Raw genomic sequence first — 17,393 nt, forward strand, 5'->3', positions numbered from 1 at the left:
CGTGGGGAGGGGCGCGGGGGCGCGCGGGGGTCCTCCAAGAACTCTGCACACGGCTCCACGCCAGTAGACCGAGGTATGGGCCACATGGTGCAGTCACCAAAGACATGAAGCAATTGGCTGGCCAGGGGGCGGGTCTTGTAGATTCGAACGAACGGCGGGGACCGGAAACCTCGCGGTATTCGACCGGCAACACAGAACAAGATCGGCTGGCATCACATGCGGCTGCGCGCACTGCTGGAGAACGACACCCTGGGGCTGCGTCTGCTCGGCGGCGAGGACGAGCTGGACCGCACCGTGCGCGGCGTGATGACCACCGATCTGCGCGACCCCAGCCGCTATCTCTCCGGCGGCGAGCTGGTGCTGACCGGGCTCGCCTGGCGGCGTGAGCCGGAGGACTCCGAGCGGTTCGTCCGCATCCTCGCGGCGGCCGGGGTGGCGGGTCTCGCGGCGGGCGAGGCGGAGCTGGGCGCGGTGCCCGAGGATCTGGTGCTGGCCTGTGGCCGCCATCGGCTGCCGCTGTTCTCCGTGGTCGAGGACGTCGCGTTCGCCACGATCACCGAGCATGTGGTGCGCCAGGTCTCCGGGGAGCGGGCCGGGGACCTGGCGGCGGTCGTGGACCGGCACCGCAGGCTGATGACGTCCGGGCCCGCGGGGGGCGGCCCCGAGGTGGTCCTGGACCTGCTCCGCTCGGACCTGGACCTGACCGCGTGGGTGCTCTCCCCCACCGGCCGCCGGATCGCGGGCCCGACCGCCGCCGGGTCGGCCGCGGAGCCGTCCGCGGCGGTCCGCGCCCAGCTGGCGGGCGAGCAGCTGGCCGCCCGGCGCGACGGGCGGCGCGGCCCGCACCGGCTCACCGCCGCCGACGGCATGACGTACTCCCTCTTCCCCATCCGCAGCGGCGACCCCGGCGACGATGTGCGCGAGACCGTGCTGTCCGACTGGGTGCTTGCGGTCGGCGCCGACGCCGACGAATGGCCGGAGGAGCGGCTGGATCTGCTCTACGGGGTCACCCAGCTGATCGCGGTCGAGCGCGACCGGCGGAACGCCTCCCGCACGGTGCGGCGCAGGCTCGCCCAGGAGGTGCTGGAGCTGGTCCAGTCGGGCGCGCCGCCCGCCGAGATCGCGGCCCGGCTGCGGGTGGCCGCCCCGGTGCTGCTGCCGGGGCTCGGCACGGCGCCGCACTGGCAGGTGGTGGTGGCGCGGGTGGAGTGGGGCGTCACGGCGGAGCGGGAGCGCGGTGGGGACGGCGGGACGCGGGGCGGCGGGGACGGCGGAGCGCTGCCGGGCAGCGGGCGGAAGGGCGCGGACGGCGGGGCGCGGGAGGGCGCCGCGCGCGACGGCGCTACGGGCGCCACGGGCGCCACCCGGGACGGGAGCGCGCGGGACCGGGGCGCGCGGGAGGGCTCCTCGCCGGACGGCAGGGGCGTCCCCGGCGGCATCCCCGGCGGCATCCCCGGCGGCCCGGTCGCCCAGTCGCTGCTTGAGGAGATCCTGGTCGACCCGTACGCGACCGGTCCTGAGCCCTCGGACCGGATCGCCGTGGCGCACACCGGTGACGAGGCGGTGGCGCTCGTACCGCTCCCGGCGCTCGGCGACGGCCCGTCGGACGGCGCCACGGGCCACCCGGACGCGGAGGGGGTGCAGGCCGACGCGCTGCTCGCCGCCGTCCGCGAGCCGCTCGCCCGGGGCCTGGCCGGCGACGGCCGGCTGACCCTCGGCGTCAGCGCCGCCGTGCACTCCGCGGACGGGCTGCGCGGCGCCCTGGAGGAGGCCCGGCACGCCAGGCGCGTGGCCGCCGCGCGCCCCGGGCGGGTGTGCGCGGCCGGACATCAGGAGCTGGCCTCGCACGTATTGCTGCTCCCGTTCGTCCCGGACGATGTACGGCGCGCCTTCACCGCCCGACTGCTGGATCCGCTGCGCGAGTACGACCGGCGCCACCGGGCAGAGCTGATCCCGACGCTGGAGGCGTTCCTGGACTGCGACGGCTCCTGGACGCGCTGCGCCGCCCGGCTCCATCTGCACGTCAACACGTTGCGCTACCGGGTCGGCCGGATCGAGCAGCTGACCGGGCGCGAGCTGTCGCGCCTGGAGGACAAGCTGGACTTCTTCCTCGCGCTGCGCATGAGCTGACGCGCCGCGGAAGCGACGGCGGAAGCGCCCGCGGAAACGCACCGCAGGCGCCTGCGGAGGCACCTGCGAAGGCACCTGCGAAGGCACCTGCGGCAGCGCCCGGAGGGCGCCACCGCACCCCACCGCGACATCACCCTTGCCAGGGGTTTGTGAATTCATTCACACCAACCTCTTGGCCGGGCGCGCGCATTCATGCTGAGATTCGCCCACGGCTTCCGGCTCGATGGCGCGCTTGGGGAGGGCAATGTGGCGGACACCGCCATGTCACCACCTGGATCGTCAGGTTCCCATTCCGAGGTAAGAACGGGGCGCGGGCTCGACCCGCTTATGGACGACCCACTCGACACGGCGGTATGGCGGCTGCGCTCACGCGGCTGCTGGAAGGACGCCGCCGAGCTGCTCACCCCGCGAGCGGCGGACGACGCCTCGGCCGCGCTCAAGCGCAGCGTCGTCCTGACCGAACGGTGCATGTACACCTCCACCGGCTGGGACGCGGCCGAGGACGCCCTGCGGGCGGCCGAGGCGCTCGCGCTCACCGACACCGAGCGCGGCGCGACCGCGTGCGAGCGGGGCTATCTGGCGTACGCGTCGACGTTGCTCGGGGTGCGGGACCGGGCCGACGAGGCGCGGACCGCGCTGGGCCGCGCCGCCGCGCTGCTCTCGCCGGGCTCCCCGATCCGGCCGCTGCTGGACTTCCGGCGCGGGCTGATCTCCCAGCACCTGGCCCACAACTCGACCGGCGCCCTGGCCGCCTTCCAGCGCGCCCACGCGGGCGCGGCGGCGCACGGCGACACCCTGCTGCGCTCGTTCACCTGGCGCCACCTGGCCGCCATGGCGGAGGCGGACGGCGATCTGCCCGACGCACGGCACGGCTTCGCGGAGTCCCTGCGGATCCGTGAGGAACTGGGCTACCTGGTCGGCATCGCCCCGGCCCTGGCCGCCCTGGCCGACGTGGAACCCGACCCCGACGAGGCCACCCGCCTCCGCACCGAGGCCGCCCGCCTGGTCCGCCTCCTGGGCGGCGTCCCCGTCTGGCTCGCGGAACAACTGTCCCCCGAGAAGCCTGCCGACTGACCGGCCCCGGCCCGCCCCGGGAGCAGCACAACACGCCCCGGGGCGAACCCGGCCGAGAGCGTGGGACGTATCGATATACGGCTCCACCGCGCGGCAGGGACTCCGCCCCGGGGTCCGGGGCCTGGGGCGAAGCCCCGCCATCCAGCCCCTCCGGCGATCGATGAGCGGGGCCTTGGGGCAGAGCCCCGCTCTCCAGCCCCTCCGGCGATTGAGGAGCGGGGTCTGGGGCGGAGCCCCAGTTTCGGGAAGGGGCGGGTAGGGGAGCAGCCCGCCGCAGGCGCCAAGACCCGCCGGATGCCCCCTACCAGCCCCCAGCCCCAGCCCCCACCCTCAGACCGTAGGAGCGAAGTGGGCCCTGGTAAGGGATTCGACCGTGCCGAGGTCCCGAGCAGCCAAGGCATCGAGCAGCGCCATATGCTCCTCCGCATCGGCGACGAGGTCAGCAGTCCGAGTGACACGACCGCAGGCCATAGGCCACTGCGCACGCCGATGCAGATCGTCGGCCACGATCACAAGCTGCTGGTTTCCGGCCAAGCCGAGCACAGTCTGATGGAAGGTGCGGTCCGACTCCAGATACGCGGCCCGGTCCCCCCTCACGGCAGCCGCCGCCGTCGCCTCGGCGAAGGGCCGCAGCCCGGCCCAGCGCTCGGGCGCGATCGCCTCCGCCAGGCTGAGCATCACCGGAACCTCCAGCAGCGCCCGCACCTCCGCGAGCTCGGCCAGCTCGCGCTCACTGCGGCGGGCGACCCGAAAGCCCCGGTTGGGAACGACCTCGACGGCGCCCTCGCCCGCGAGCTGCTGCATGGCCTCCCGTACGGGAGTGGGAGAGACGCCGAAGCGCTCGGCGAGCACCGGCGCGGAGTACACCTCGCCCGGGGTCAGCTCACCGCCGGCCAGCGCGTCCCGCAGGGCGTCCAGGATCTGGCCGCGCACCGAGTGCCGGCGCGGGGACCTGCGTGGTGCGGGCGCGCCGCAGGAGGGCAGCGGCTCGATCGCCGCCTGTGCTTCGGACTGCTCCACTCCGGTCCTCCTGACATCCCATCGAAACGATATGCGGAGGCCGCCCCGGGGCAAAGCCCGTAAACATCATTTAAGGTCGCAGTAACGTTGCGCCACGTACACGGACCGTAGACGCACCGACAAGCCGGTCGGTCGGATTACCCGCGATCGGGTTCCGTGAATAGAATCAAGCCGCTTGCACAGCGCGAGTGTTCGGATCGCATCGCACCTATCCGCGTGTCCCCCCGCCTACTTGGCGGCCTCTTGTCCCAAAACCGCTCGAGGCCCGGCAGGATTCCGCCAGGATGTCGCGCGCGGTAGGCCGTTCTGCGGCCAGAACTTCATGAAGCCAATCAAGGGGCACCGGATGAGACTGACCGACATATCGCTGGTTCTGCCAGTCGTCGTGGCGCTCGCCGGCGTCGTGGGGGCGGCGGTTGTCCTCGCGCGCGGCCGACGGAAGAAGGACGAGAGCGTCATCACCGACTCCTGGGAGCGCAGCGAGGAGCGTCGGCGCCGTAAGGAGGCCATCTACGGGATGGCCGCCTACATTCTGCTGTTCTGCTGCGCCGGCGTGGCCGCCGCGCTCTCCTTCCAGGGCCTGGTGGGCTTCGGGCGGGAGAACCTGGCGCTGACCAACGGCTGGGAGTACCTGGTGCCGTTCGGGCTCGACGGCGCGGCGATGTTCTGCTCGGTGCTGGCGGTGCGGGAGGCCAGCCACGGTGACGCCGCGCTCGGCTCGCGCATGCTGGTGTGGCTGTTCGCGGGCGCCGCGGCCTGGTTCAACTGGGTGCACGCACCGCGCGGCATGGGCCACGCGGGCGCCCCGCAGTTCTTCGCGGGCATGTCGCTCTCGGCGGCGGTCCTGTTCGACCGGGCCCTGAAGCAGACCCGCCGGGCCGCGCTGCGCGAGCAGGGCCTGGTGCCCCGGCCGCTGCCGCAGATCCGCGTCGTGCGCTGGCTGCGCGCTCCGCGCGAGACCTTCGCCGCCTGGTCGCTGATGCTGCTCGAGGGCGTGCGGACGCTGGACGAGGCGGTCGAGGAGGTCCGTGAGGACCGGCGCGAGAAGGAGCAGAACCGCGCCCGCCGACGCGACCAGGAGAAGCTGGACCGGGCCCGGATCCGGGCGATCAACCGGCAGCACCGGATGTGGGGCCGCCGCGGCGGCCGTCAGGTGGAGGTCACCGCCGCCACCCCGCCGCCCGCGCAGCTCAGTTCGGAGCCTGCCATAGGCGAGAAGGCGCTGGAGACCGCCGGGGCCCCCGAGCAGGCTCAGCTGGCCGCCGCCTCCGCCCGGCCCGCCCTGCGCTCCGCGGGTGGCGCCGAGTCCGCGACCGGCGACCTGGGCCACGACCGGGACAAGGAGCGCGAGCGGGATTTCAGCTTCGGCTTCGGTGAGAAGGACAAGGACGCCGAGGCCGACCGTCCGCACACCATCGACCTCACGGCCGAGGACGACACCCTCACCATCCCGCGGCTGGACTCCCTCGAGGAGAAGCTGGCGCAGATCGAGCGCGCCTTCGGCTGAGCGGGGCTGAGGCGGTGGCCAGGGCGGGGGCACGGACCCCCGCCCGCCGCCCGGCGGATCCGTACCGCGCAAGGCGCCGACGCGCCACGACGTCAGGCGCCGACACGCGCCACAACGTCCGCGCCACGCGCCGATGGGACGCGGCTACGGAACGCCCTCGGCTTCGAGTTCGAACCACAGGACCTTGCCCACCCCGTGCGCCCGCACGCCCCAGGCGTCCGCGAGCGTATGCACCAGCAGCAGTCCGCGCCCGGATGTGCTGTCCTCGGCGGGCCGGTCGCGCAGCGTCGGGTGCCGGGACACGAAGTCCCGCACCTCCACCCGTAATCGCCCGGTGACGCGCGCGCCCGGCCCGTCCCCCAATGAGGCCGTGACCTGCGCACCGCGGTCGGTGTGCACCAGCGCGTTGGTCACCAGCTCGCTGGTGAGCAGCTCGGCGAGATCGGTCCGCCCTGGCCCTCCCCAGTGCCGCAGCATCTCCCGCAGCTCCGCGCGGACCCGCGCCACCGCCGCGAGATCGCCGTATGCCAATCGCTTGGTCAGGACCGGGCCACGCTCCACCGGCACACCCTCCGGAACGGCCTCCGCAGCCTTCGGCCGCGCATCCGGCCGCGCATCCGGCCGACCCTGCCCGTGCCCCCGGCCCGGCCGTACAGGCTGACGCTTCATCCTCCCCCGCCCCGGCCACCCCCTGACGGCGGCCAGCGTCGAATGTCGTCGAACACGCTCACGGAAATGCATGCCCGGGTGTTGCCTCCCACACACCGAGGGAAATGCTGGGAGTGATCCGCTGAGTGATCCCCCGAGCTCGAGCCGAGGAGCCGTGATGCACGACGACCGACCACTGGTGGAGGGGCGCCTGGACCGCGCGCTGCGCCAGTTCATCAGGCCCGCCCAGTACACGGCCCGGGTGCCGCTCACCCTCTCCGCGTGGCGCACCCCCGGTGAGCCGGTGCCGGTCGCGGAGGCGCTTGCCGGCACGTACGAGCCGTTCACCACCGGCACGGACTGGGGCAGTCCGTGGTCCACCTGGTGGTTCCGGCTGGAGGGCGCGGTGCCCGAGGGCTGGGCGGGGCGGCGGGTGGAGGCCGTGATCGACCCGGGCTTCACCGACGACGCCCCGGGGTTCCAGGCCGAGGGGCTGGTGTACGACGCGGAGGGGGTGCCGATCAAGGGCATCCACCCGCGCAACCGCCACATCCCGGTAGCCGCCCCCGCCGCCGGTGGCGAGCCCGTACGGCTGCTGCTGGAAGCCGCCGCCAACCCGTCCGTGCTGCGCGACGGCTTCATTCCGACCCGGCTCGGCGATGTGCTGACCGCCGGGGACGAGCCGCTGTACCGTTTCGCCTCGGCCGAGCTGGCCGTCCTCGACGAGACCGTCTGGCATCTGGTCCTGGACATCGAGGTGCTCTCGGAGCTGATGCACGAGCTGCCGGAGGACCGGCCGCGCCGCCATGAGATCCTGCGCGCCCTGGAGAACGCGCTGGACGCGCTCGACCTCCACGACGTCCCCGGCACCGCGGCCGCCGCCCGCGCCGAGCTCACCGACGCGCTCGGCCGTCCCGCGCACTCCAGCGCGCACCGGGTCTCGGCGGCCGGGCACGCCCATATCGACTCGGCGTGGCTGTGGCCGCTGCGCGAGACGGTGCGCAAGGCGTCCCGTACCTTCGCCAATGTCACCGCGCTCGCGGGCGAGTACCCGGAGCTGGTCTTCGCCTGCTCACAGGCGCAGCAGTACGCCTGGGTCAAGGAGCACCAGCCGCACATCTGGGAGCGGATCAAGAAGGCGGTGGCGGACGGCAACTGGGCGCCGGTGGGCTCGATGTGGGTCGAGTCGGACGCCAATATGCCCGGTGGTGAGGCGCTGGCCCGGCAGATCGTGCACGGCAAGCGGTTCTTCCTGGAGGAGCTGGGGGTGGACACCGAGGAGATCTGGCTGCCGGACTCCTTCGGCTACACCGCCGCCTTCCCGCAGCTCGCCAAGCTGGCGGGGGTGAGGTGGTTCCTCACCCAGAAGCTGTCGTGGAACCAGGCCAACAAGATGCCGCACCACACCTTCTGGTGGGAGGGCATCGACGGCACCCGGGTCTTCACCCACTTCCCGCCGGTGGACACCTACAACGCCCGGTTCAGCGCCGCCGAACTCGCCCACGCCGAGAAGAACTTCGCCGACAAGGGGCTGGCCACGCGCTCGCTGGTGCCCTTCGGCTACGGCGACGGCGGTGGCGGCCCCACCCGCGAGATGCTGGAGAAGGCGCGGCGGCTCGCCTCCCTGGAGGGCTCGCCGACCGTCGAGATCCAGCCACCTTCGGCGTTCTTCACCGAGGCCGAGCGGGAGTACGGGGCCAAGGCGCCGGTGTGGTCGGGCGAGCTCTATCTGGAGCTGCACCGGGCCACGTACACCACCCAGGCCAAGACCAAACAGGGCAACCGGCGCGGTGAGCATCTGCTGCGGGAGGCCGAGCTGTGGGCCACGGCCGCGGCGCTGCACGCGCCCGGCTACGCCTATCCGTACGACGAGCTGGACCGGATCTGGAAGACGGTGCTGCTGCACCAGTTCCACGACATCCTGCCCGGCTCGTCCATCGCCTGGGTGCACCGCGAGGCGCGGGACACCTACGAGATGGTGTTCGCCGAGCTGGAGGAGATCATCGCGAGGGCGGTGGCGGCGCTGGGCGGCGGCGCGCCCGCCGTGCTCAACGCCTCGCCGTACGAGCGCGAGGAGATCGTCGTCCTGGACGCGCGGACGGCGGCCGCCCTGCCGTCCGGCGCCCCGGTCCAGCCGCTGGACGAGGGCCGTACGGCGGTCGCGGTGCGGGTCGCCGGGCTGGGCGCGGCACCCCTGGGGGCCGCCCCGCAGGCGCCCGCGGCCGTCAGCGGCGCACCCCATGGGGCACCGCCGGTGACCGCCCTGAGCGACGGCCAGTCCATCGTTCTGGACAACGACCGGCTGCGGGTGACCATCGACGCCGAGGGGCTGCTCACCTCGGTGCTGGACCTGGACGCGAGCCGTGAGGTGCTGGCCCCCGGCGCCCGCGGCAACCTCCTCCAGCTCCACCCCGACCACCCCAACCACTGGGACGCCTGGGACATCGACCGGCACTACCTCCGCAGCCACACCGATCTGACCGACGCCGAGTCCGTGGAGCTGACCGAGTCCGGTCCGCTGCGCGCCACGGTCCGGGTCATACGGTCCTTCGGCGCCTCCCGCATCACCCAGGAGCTGACGCTGGCCGCGGGCAACCGCCGCCTCGACATCGCAACGGAGGTGGACTGGCAGGAGTCGGAGAAGGTCCTCAAGGCGGCGTTCCCGCTGGACATCCACGCCAAGGTGTCCACGGCGGAGATCCAGTTCGGCCATGTGGACCGCGCCACCCACACCAACACCAGCTGGGACGCGGCCCGGTTCGAGATCTGCGCCCACCGCTGGCTGCGGGTCGCCGAGCCCGGGTACGGGGCGGCGGTGCTCAACGACTCCACGTACGGCCACGATGTGACCCGTACGGCGCACAACGGGGGCGGGGGCACGGACGCGGGCGCGGACGGGGACCCGGGCGAGGGCGAGGTGCTGGGCACCACCGTGCGGCTCACCCTGCTGCGCGCCCCGCACAGCCCCGACCCCGAGACCGACCTGGGCGTCCACCGCTTCCGCTACGCCCTGCTGCCGGGCGCGGGCGTCGCCGAGGCGGTCGCCGAGGGGCTCGCCCTCAACCTGCCGCTGCGCACCCTCCCCGCCGGACCGGCCGAGCAGGCGCCGCTGGTGTCCGTGGACAACCCCGCGATCACGATCGAGTCGGTCAAGCTCGCGGAGGACCGCAGCGGCGATGTGGTGGTGCGGCTGTACGAGTCCCAGGGCGGCCGGGCGGCGGGCACGCTGGTCACCGGCTTCCCGGTGCTCGGCGCGGAGGTGACGGACCTGCTGGAGCGCCCACTGCACGAGGCGTCCACGGGCCCGGGCGGGCTGACCCTGGCACTGCGTCCGCACCAGATCCTGACGCTGCGGCTGCGGCCGGTGAGCGGCTGAGGCGGAGCGCGCGGCCGGGTGGCCGGGGGCAGCTGACCGCCCCCGGCCACCCGGGGCCCGATCAGGGACGCGGTACGTTTCGGAGGTTTGAGCGGGCCATCTGGACCATCTTGCCGACGCCCCCGTCCAGCACCATCTTGCTGGCCGAGAGCGCGAAGCCGGTCACCATCTCAGCCTTGATCTTGGGCGGGATGGACAGCGCGTTGGGGTCCGTGACGATGTCCAGGAGCGCGGGGCCCTTGTGGTGGAGTGCGGCGCGCAGCGCGGACCGCAACCGCTTGGGTTTCTCCACCCGCTCGCCGTACACCCCGGCGGCGCGGGCGATCTGCGCGAAGTCGGGGTTGTGGTAGCCCGTGCCGTGCGCTGGCAGGCCCGAGACCAGCATCTCCAGCTCGACCATGCCCAGCGCGGAGTTGTTGAAGAGGATCACCTTCACCGGCAGGTCGTACTGGACGAGGGTGAGGAAGTCGCCCATCAGCATGGTGAATCCGCCGTCGCCGGACATCGAGATCACCTGGCGGCGGCGGTCCATGAACTGGGCGCCGATCGCCTGCGGCAGCGCGTTGGCCATCGAGCCGTGGGTGAAGGAGCCGATCATCCGGCGGCGGCCGTTGGGGGAGAGATAGCGCGCGGCCCACACATTGCACATCCCGGTGTCCACGGTGAAGATCGCGTCGTCGGCGGCCTCCTCGTCCAGCACCGACGCCACGAACTCCGGGTGGATCGGGATGTGCTTGTCGACCCGGCGGGTGTACGCCTTGACCACGCCCTCCAGCGCGTCGGCGTGCTTCTTCAGCATGCGGTCGAGGAAGCGGCGGTCGGTCTTGGGACGCACCTTCGGCGTCAGACAGCTCAGCGTCTCCCGGACGTCGCCCCAGACGGCGAGGTCCAGCTTGGAGCGGCGGCCCAGGTGTTCGGCGCGCACGTCCACCTGCACGGTCCGCACATCGGCGGGCAGGAAGGCGCCGTACGGGAAGTCGGTGCCGAGCAGGATCAGCAGATCGCATTCGTGGGTGGCCTCGTACGCCGCGCCGTAGCCCAGCAGACCGCTCATGCCGACGTCGTACGGGTTGTCGTACTGGATCCACTCCTTGCCGCGCAAAGCGTGCCCCACCGGCGCCTTCAGCAGCTCGGCGAAGGCCATCACCTCCTCGTGCGCCCCGGCACAGCCCCGGCCGCAGAAGAGCGTCACCCGCTGCGCCTCGTTGACCATGCGGGCGAACCGGTCGATCTCCGCGTCGCCCGGGCGCACGGTGGGCCGGGACGTCACCAGGGCGTGCTCCTCGGCGCGCTCGGGCGCCGGGCGGGCGGCGATGTCGCCGGGGAGCGCCACCACGCTGACCCCACTGCGGCCGATCGCGTGCTGGACGGCGGTTTGCAGGACGCGGGGCATCTGCTGGGGGTGGGAGATCAGCTCGCAGTAGTGGCTGCACTCCTGGAACAGCCGCTCGGGGTGGGTCTCCTGGAAGTAGCTGGTGCCGATCTCGCTGCTGGGGATGTGCGAGGCGAGCGCGATGACCGGGGCCATGGAGCGGTGGGCGTCGTAGAGCCCGTTGACCAGATGGACGTGCCCGGGGCCGCAGGAGCCCGCGCAGGCGGCGAGGGACCCGGTGAGCTGCGCCTCGGCACCCGCGGCGAAGGCGGCGGTCTCCTCGTGCCGCACCTGGATCCAGTCGATCGCGGCATTGCGGCGGACCGCGTCCACCACCGGGTTGAGGCTGTCGCCGACCACGCCGTACAGCCGCCGCACACCGGCGCGCACCAGGATGTCCACGTATTGCTCAGCCACGGTCTGCTTGGCCATCGCGCGCCCTCATCCTTTCGTCCAGGGTCGATGGGGTGGGTGACGGTTATGCGCCACCTTGCACCTTTCGTCCATCGACTTTCGTCCATCAACCCATGGACGGCGCGCTTACGCCTCCCAGACGGCGGCCGCCGTACGGTCGTCGGCGTAGCCCTTCACCCCGGTCTGGGCGTCGGCGAGGAACGCGGCGAGACCCGGCGCCTCCGCGGTGTCCCAGCGTTCGGCCAGGCGATCGGCGAGGGCGGCCTCGCCGCGCAGGGGATCGGCGAGGCCCGCGCTGCACAGCAGAAGGGTGTCGCCCGGCCGGGCGACGGAGGCGCGGAACCGGAAGGGCCCGTGGACGGGCTCGGACTCGGGCCCGGGTCCTGGCTCGGGTCCTGGCTCGGGCTCGGGCCTGGGCTCTGGCTCGGGGGGCTGCTGAGGGTGCCGGGGCTCTTGTGCCGATTGCCGGACGGGCGGGCGGCCACTCCCATAGCCGAGGACGGGTCCGCCGACGGTGTCCCGCTCGCTCCCTTCGGGCTCCAGGTCCTGCCAGACGCCGTCCCGCAGCCGGAAGAGCCCGCCGTCGCCGACGCCGAAGAACACCCGGGTACGGCAAGCCGGATGCGCCGGGAGCAGCAGGCAGCGCACCGAGGCGGTGTGGTCGGCGGGGGCGAGGCCGCGTACGGTCGCGCCGGCGCGCAGCCGCCCGTAGGCACGGTCGGTGAGCCGGTGCAGCCCGGAGCTGAGGGCGCCGCGGTTGGCGGTGTGGATGTCCTCCGTCAGCCGGGCCTGATTGCTGCCGACCGCCCCGGCGATCCACTCGCACAGCTCACGCGCCACCCGATGCGCTCCCGGGGCCGCCCGCTGCCCGCTCGCCACGGCCACGAGGAGAAGGGCGCTGTCCCCGGTCCCGAACCGCACCGCGAGCAGCGCGTCGCGCCGCGGGTCGCCCCGGTAGCGGGCCGCGTCCCCGCGCAGGGAGGCGGCCCGCAGCGTCAGCGTGCCGTACCGGGCACCCTCCAGCACGGTGTCGGGCACCACGTCCCGGAGATCCTCCGGATCGGTGACGGGAAGCGTGGTCGGCTCGGCCTCGTAGGTGGGCGGCTCGCTCCCGACGTACGAGGCGGCCGCGGCCCGCCAGGGCCGCGCCGGATCGGCCCGCAACGCGGCCTCCGGCGGAGCCGGCACCCCGGCCCCCCGCGGCCCCGACGACGGCAAGGGCGGCCCGAACACGTTGGCCCGCCTGGGCGGACCGGGCGGGCTCCCCGGGCTCGTGGGCCCGGGCGCGCTCCCCCGGCTGGCGGGTCCGGGCGCGCTTCCCAAGTCCGTACGTCCGGGTGCGCTTCCCGAGTCGGTACGCCCGGGTGCGCCCGCCGGACCGGTGCGCCGGGGCTCGCTTCCGGGGCTAGTGGGGCTGGGCGGGCCCGACGGGCTCGTGGGGCCGGGTGAGCTCCCCCGGCTCGTGGGCCCAGGTGCGCTCCCCGAGTCGGTACGTCCGGGTGCGCTCGCCGGGCTGGTGGGTCCGGACCTGCTTCCCGGGTCGGTGCGGCCCGGGGCGGCGCTTGGGTCCGGGCGGTCGGGGGCGTCCCTGGGATCCGCGGCATCCGGCCCCGTGCGGCTCGGCTCGGTACCGGATCCCGCACTGCCCTGGGGAGGCTGGGTTGCGCCGGGCTCCGCGTTGTCGCCCTGCTCGGCGCCCGTTCCCGTGTTGCCGCCCGCCGAGGGCTCCGCGGCGCCGGGCCCCGCGCGGTGCTGAGTGGGCAGTGTGGCACCGGGCTCCTCGTCGGCGGGAGATCGCCACCCCTGCGGGCCACCTCCGGCGTCGGCGTCGGAGCCCGGGGCGGCACCGCCCGGCTCCCCCGTCCGCGGGCCCCAGGGGGCGCCCGCGGCCGGTCTCTGGTTACCGGCGTCCTCGTCGCCGGCAAGCGTGCGGGAGGCCGAATCAAACCGCTCGTCCACGGAGTCGGAGGCCGCCGCGGGCCCCGCGTCGGCACGACGCGGGTCGTACAACTCGCCCCACCAGTCGTCCTCATGACGGCATCGGTCGCCCTGCTGGCTCATCCCCACATTGTCCACAGGGACGCTCTACGGGAACACCACGCGATGACCGGCCCGAGGCCCGCCCAAGATCCGCTCAAGCTCCGCGCCTGAGCCCGAGGCGGAGCGCCGGGAACGAGCCACTGCTCGCCCCCGGCGTAAGCCGTGCACACGGCCGGACGGCAAACCCGAGCGGCTAGCAGGGAGTGGGACCCCGCCAGCCGAGGGCGGGGGCCGGGGCCCGGGCCCAGGGCGACCAGGCGGCCCGGGCCAATCAACCCCGCGCCCTCACCCCCTGTACGCCTCCAGCAGCCGCAGCCAGATCTCGCTGATCGTGGGGAACGACGGCACCGCGTGCCAGAGGCGGTCGATGGGGACCTCGCCCGCTACCGCCACCGTCGCCGAGTGGAGCAGTTCGCTGACCCCGGGGCCCACGAAGGTGACGCCGATCAGGTGGCCCCGGTCCAGGTCGACGACCATGCGGGCGCGGCCGCGGTAGCCGTCCGCGAAGAGGACCGCGCCCTCGACCTGACCCATGTCGTAGTCGACGACGCGGATGCTGCGGCCCTCGGACTCGGCCTGCGCCGCGGTCAGCCCGACCGCGGCGACCTCCGGGTCAGTGAAGACGACCTGCGGTACGGCCGCCTCGTCCGCGGTCGTCGCGTGCTCGCCCCAGCGGCCCGTGTCCAGCCGCTCGACGCCCCGCGCGCGTGCCCCGATCACCGCGCCCGCGATGCGCGCCTGGTATTTGCCCTGGTGGGTGAGGAGCGCTCGGTGGTTGACGTCGCCCGCCGCGTACAGCCAGCCGTCGGGGACGTCCGTCACGCGGCAGGTCTCGTCGACCGTCAGCCAGCCGCCCGGTTCCAGCCCGACCGTCTCCAGGCCCACGTCCGCGGTGTGCGGGGCGCGCCCGGTGGCGAAGAGCACCTCGTCCGCCTCGAGCTGTTCCCCGCTCTCCAGGGTCACCGTGACCGGTCCCTCCACCCCGCCCGGCCGGGCCAGCCCCTTCACCGACGTACCGGTGCGGATCTCGGCCCCGGCCTCCCGCAGCGTCTCGGCGACCAGCTCGCCCGCGAACGGCTCGATCCGGTTCAGCAGCCCGGAGCCGCGTACCAGCACGGTGACGCGCGAACCGAGGCCGCACCAGGCCGTGGCCATCTCGGCGGCCACCACCCCACCGCCCACGATGATCAGCCGGTCCGGCACCGTGCCGGCGCTGGTGGCCTCCCGGCTGGTCCAGGGCCGGGCCTCGGCGATCCCGGGCATGTCGGGCAGCGCGGCCCGGGTCCCGGTGCAGACGGCCACGGCGTGGCGGGCGGTGAGGGTCCGCTCCCCGCCGCCGGATCCGTCCGACGGCGTCACCGCGACCCGCCGTGGCCCGACCAGCCGCCCATGGCCGCGCACCAGGTCGATCCCGGCCGAGTCCAGCCAGGTGAGCGCGCCGTCGTCCGTCCAGTTGCCGACCTGCTTGTCGCGGTGGGCGAAGACATCGGCCGCCGCCAGCGACCCCCCGACCGCCTCCCGCAGCCCCGGCACCTGGCGTGCCTCGGCCCGCGCGAGCACCGGGCGCAGCAGCGACTTACTGGGGACGCAGGCCCAGTACGAACACTCACCACCGACCAGCTCACGCTCCACGATCACCGTGGAGAGCCCGGCGGCGCGGGTCCGGTCGGCCAGATTCTCACCGACCGGGCCCGCGCCCAGCACGATGACGTCGTACTCGTCCGTGGCCTGATTCATCGCAACCCGCTCTCTCGCTCGTATCACCGTCGCAGGGCCTCCGGGGGCCTCGCAGGGCCATCGTGGCGTCGAGTTACCGCGCACAGCCACCCCAATCGGCGTTTCGGCCGAGCACGACCGGCGGCGGGCGGCCATGGTCCGGCGTCGGGCGGCCCCGGTCCCGCGTCCGCTGCGTAAGGGCCGCGGCCGCGCGACAGTGATCGCATGACTGTTTTCACCGAACCCGAGGTCGGCTACCTCAGATCGCAGCGGCTCGGCCGGCTGGCCACCGTGGACGCGGAGGGCCAGCCGCAGGCGAACCCGGTGGCGTTCTTCCTCAACGAGGACGGCACGGTCGACATCGGCGGCTACGCCATGGGCAGGACGAGGAAGTGGCGCAACACCGGGACGAATCCGAAGGTGGCGCTGGTCGTCGACAGCCTGGTGAGCGAGCAGCCGTGGATGGTGTGCGGGGTGGAGATCCGCGGCGAGGCGGAGCGGCGCACGGGGCCGCATGACCTCGGCGCCCAGCTGAGCGACGAGGTCATCCGGATCCATCCGCGCTGGGTGTACAGCTGGGGCCTGGAGGACGTGCCCGGGGCCAAGACCCGGACCGTGGACTGACCTGGGCTGATTCCGGTCGGCACCGGGGCCGGGACCGGACAGGCCCGCCCCGGCCCGGCCCCGGACTGACCCGGTCCCGGACGGGCCCAGTCCCGGACGGGCCCAGTCCCCGGCGCACCGCTACCGCTACCGCTACCGCTGCCGCTTCGGCCCCCGCTTGCGCTCCATCATGTGACGGCCGAGCGCCTGCCGCTGCTTCCAGTCCCGCCGCAGCTCGGCACGTAGCCGCGCGTCCGTACGGGCGGCCAGCCGCTCGTTCTCGCGGAGCAGCTTGCGGTAGCTCTCCAGCCGTCGCTCCGGCAGCGAGCCGTCGTCGATCGCGGCGAGCACCGCGCACCCCGGCTCGACCTGGTGGGCGCAGTCGGGAAAGCGGCACCGCTCGGCGAGCTCCTCGATCTCGGCGAACGCCTGTGCGACACCGCCCTCGGCGTCCCACAGCCCCACCCCGCGCAGCCCCGGGGTGTCGATCAGCGCCCCACCCGAGGGCAGGGGCAGCAAATCGCGGGTGGTCGTGGTGTGCCGCCCCTTGCCGTCGCTGTCGCGGATCGCCCGTACGTCCTGGACGGCCTCGCCCACCAGTGCGTTCGCCAGCGTGGACTTGCCCGCGCCGGACTGGCCGAGCAGCACGGCGGTGCCGGGGGCGAGCAGGGCACCGAGCTCGGCCACCCCCTCCCCCGTCGCGGAGCTGACCGGCAGCACCCGCACGCCGGGCGCCGCCGTCTCGGTGTCGGACACCAGATGGGCGAGGGTGTCCGGGTCGGGCACCAGATCGGCCTTGGTGAGGACGAGCAGCGGCTGGGCGCCGCTCTCCCAGGCCAGTGCGGTGAACCGCTCCACCCGCCCGAGGTCCAGCTCGGCGGCGAGGGAGACGGCGATGACGGCGTGGTCGGCGTTGGCGGCCAGCACCTGGCCGTCCGAGCGCTTGGAGGAGGTGGACCGTACGAGGGCGGTACGGCGCGGCAGCAGCGTGCGGACGTAACGCGGATCGCCCTCGGCGTCCACGGCGGTCCAGTCGCCGGTGCACACGATCCGCATCGGATCACGCGGTGTCACCAGCTCGGTGTCGGCCCGCGCCAGGCCGTTCGGCGTGACCAGATCGCACTGGCCACGGTCCACCCGGATCACCCGGCCGGGCACCAGGCCCTGCGCGGCGTACGGGGCGAACGTCTCCGCCCAGCCGTCGTCCCAGCCATAGGCGGCGAGGGAGTACGGAGAGGTGGCGTCGGAAGAAGTGTTGAACACGGAGGAAACCCTTCGAGGGGCGGCCTCCGAAGAGGTGTCAGCCGGAGGCCGCGGGAGTGGAAATGAGGAACTCCTGAACGCGAGCGGCGCTCGCCACCGAGACCGTCATCAATGTCCTCACCTCCTGCTTTCCTCAACGCGCGGCAACGCGGACCAACACGGCCCGCACGGAACGGAGAAACCGTAGCCCATCCCCGCACGGGGCGCCATCCATTTTTCTCTCGTCGAAA

At 73.7% G+C, this 17,393-nt stretch carries 11 protein-coding genes; 5 read left to right on the forward strand and 6 right to left on the reverse strand.

All coding sequences use genetic code 11. The features are described from left to right. Positions 1-216 precede the first annotated feature (216 nt). Positions 217-2,130 carry a PucR family transcriptional regulator gene (locus tag ACT2CW_RS32740; RefSeq protein ID WP_445519225.1) on the forward strand — a complete coding sequence of 638 codons (1,914 nt, stop codon included), beginning with the start codon at positions 217-219 and terminating at the stop codon, positions 2,128-2,130. 261 nt (positions 2,131-2,391) lie between these two features. Continuing rightward, positions 2,392-3,204 carry a hypothetical protein gene (locus ACT2CW_RS32745; protein ID WP_445519379.1) on the forward strand — a complete coding sequence of 271 codons (813 nt, stop codon included), beginning with the start codon at positions 2,392-2,394 and terminating at the stop codon, positions 3,202-3,204. A gap of 330 nt (positions 3,205-3,534) precedes the next feature. Here the strand turns inward: ACT2CW_RS32745 and ACT2CW_RS32750 are convergent, their stop codons facing one another. Continuing rightward, complete coding sequence (locus ACT2CW_RS32750; protein ID WP_138917005.1) at positions 3,535-4,224, reverse strand: GntR family transcriptional regulator; 690 nt, start codon at positions 4,222-4,224, stop codon at positions 3,535-3,537. Between the two features lie 346 nt (positions 4,225-4,570). Here ACT2CW_RS32750 and ACT2CW_RS32755 point away from each other — a divergent pair, with 346 nt between their 5' ends. Continuing rightward, positions 4,571-5,731 carry a DUF2637 domain-containing protein gene (locus ACT2CW_RS32755; RefSeq protein ID WP_164427791.1) on the forward strand — a complete coding sequence of 387 codons (1,161 nt, stop codon included), beginning with the start codon at positions 4,571-4,573 and terminating at the stop codon, positions 5,729-5,731. 144 nt (positions 5,732-5,875) lie between these two features. Here ACT2CW_RS32755 and ACT2CW_RS32760 read toward each other — a convergent pair whose 3' ends face one another. Continuing rightward, a complete protein-coding gene (locus tag ACT2CW_RS32760) occupies positions 5,876-6,292 on the reverse strand; it encodes an ATP-binding protein (protein ID WP_445519226.1) in 417 nt (138 codons plus the stop codon). A 265-nt stretch (positions 6,293-6,557) separates the two neighbouring features. On the opposite strand from ACT2CW_RS32760, the gene ACT2CW_RS32765 reads away from it, so the two are divergent. Continuing rightward, complete coding sequence (locus ACT2CW_RS32765) at positions 6,558-9,755, forward strand: alpha-mannosidase (protein ID WP_445519227.1); 3,198 nt, start codon at positions 6,558-6,560, stop codon at positions 9,753-9,755. Between the two features lie 61 nt (positions 9,756-9,816). Here the strand turns inward: ACT2CW_RS32765 and ACT2CW_RS32770 are convergent, their stop codons facing one another. From ACT2CW_RS32770 to ACT2CW_RS32780, 3 genes are all read right to left on the reverse strand, one after another. Then, complete coding sequence (locus tag ACT2CW_RS32770; RefSeq protein WP_414085200.1) at positions 9,817-11,559, reverse strand: pyruvate dehydrogenase; 1,743 nt, start codon at positions 11,557-11,559, stop codon at positions 9,817-9,819. A gap of 108 nt (positions 11,560-11,667) precedes the next feature. Further along, entirely contained in the window at positions 11,668-12,729 is a 1,062-nt protein-coding gene (locus ACT2CW_RS32775) for a protein phosphatase 2C domain-containing protein (protein ID WP_445519228.1), read from the reverse strand. A gap of 1,137 nt (positions 12,730-13,866) precedes the next feature. Continuing rightward, positions 13,867-15,318 (reverse strand): dihydrolipoyl dehydrogenase family protein, encoded by a 1,452-nt coding sequence (locus ACT2CW_RS32780; protein WP_445519229.1) that lies wholly within the window; start codon positions 15,316-15,318, stop codon positions 13,867-13,869. Between the two features lie 204 nt (positions 15,319-15,522). Between ACT2CW_RS32780 and ACT2CW_RS32785 the strand changes: the two genes are divergently transcribed. Continuing rightward, complete coding sequence (locus tag ACT2CW_RS32785; RefSeq protein WP_182471533.1) at positions 15,523-15,921, forward strand: PPOX class F420-dependent oxidoreductase; 399 nt, start codon at positions 15,523-15,525, stop codon at positions 15,919-15,921. 132 nt (positions 15,922-16,053) lie between these two features. Here the strand turns inward: ACT2CW_RS32785 and rsgA are convergent, their stop codons facing one another. After that, entirely contained in the window at positions 16,054-17,163 is a 1,110-nt protein-coding gene (gene rsgA / locus ACT2CW_RS32790) for a ribosome small subunit-dependent GTPase A (RefSeq protein ID WP_138917015.1), read from the reverse strand. Positions 17,164-17,393: the final 230 nt, after the last annotated feature.

The sequence above is a fragment of the Streptomyces sp. NEAU-174 genome, from assembly GCF_052665095.1.

Excerpts from the sequence above, each read along its gene's own strand:
- ACT2CW_RS32755 (WP_164427791.1), top strand. The coding sequence starts at position 4,571 with ATGAGACTGACCGACATATCGCTGGTTCTGCCAGTCGTCGTGGCGCTC.
- ACT2CW_RS32770 (WP_414085200.1), bottom strand. The coding sequence starts at position 11,559 with ATGGCCAAGCAGACCGTGGCTGAGCAATACGTGGACATCCTGGTGCGC.
- ACT2CW_RS32745 (WP_445519379.1), top strand. The coding sequence starts at position 2,392 with ATGTCACCACCTGGATCGTCAGGTTCCCATTCCGAGGTAAGAACGGGG.
- ACT2CW_RS32785 (WP_182471533.1), top strand. The coding sequence starts at position 15,523 with ATGACTGTTTTCACCGAACCCGAGGTCGGCTACCTCAGATCGCAGCGG.
- ACT2CW_RS32780 (WP_445519229.1), bottom strand. The coding sequence starts at position 15,318 with ATGAATCAGGCCACGGACGAGTACGACGTCATCGTGCTGGGCGCGGGC.
- ACT2CW_RS32765 (WP_445519227.1), top strand. The coding sequence starts at position 6,558 with ATGCACGACGACCGACCACTGGTGGAGGGGCGCCTGGACCGCGCGCTG.
- ACT2CW_RS32740 (WP_445519225.1), top strand. The coding sequence starts at position 217 with ATGCGGCTGCGCGCACTGCTGGAGAACGACACCCTGGGGCTGCGTCTG.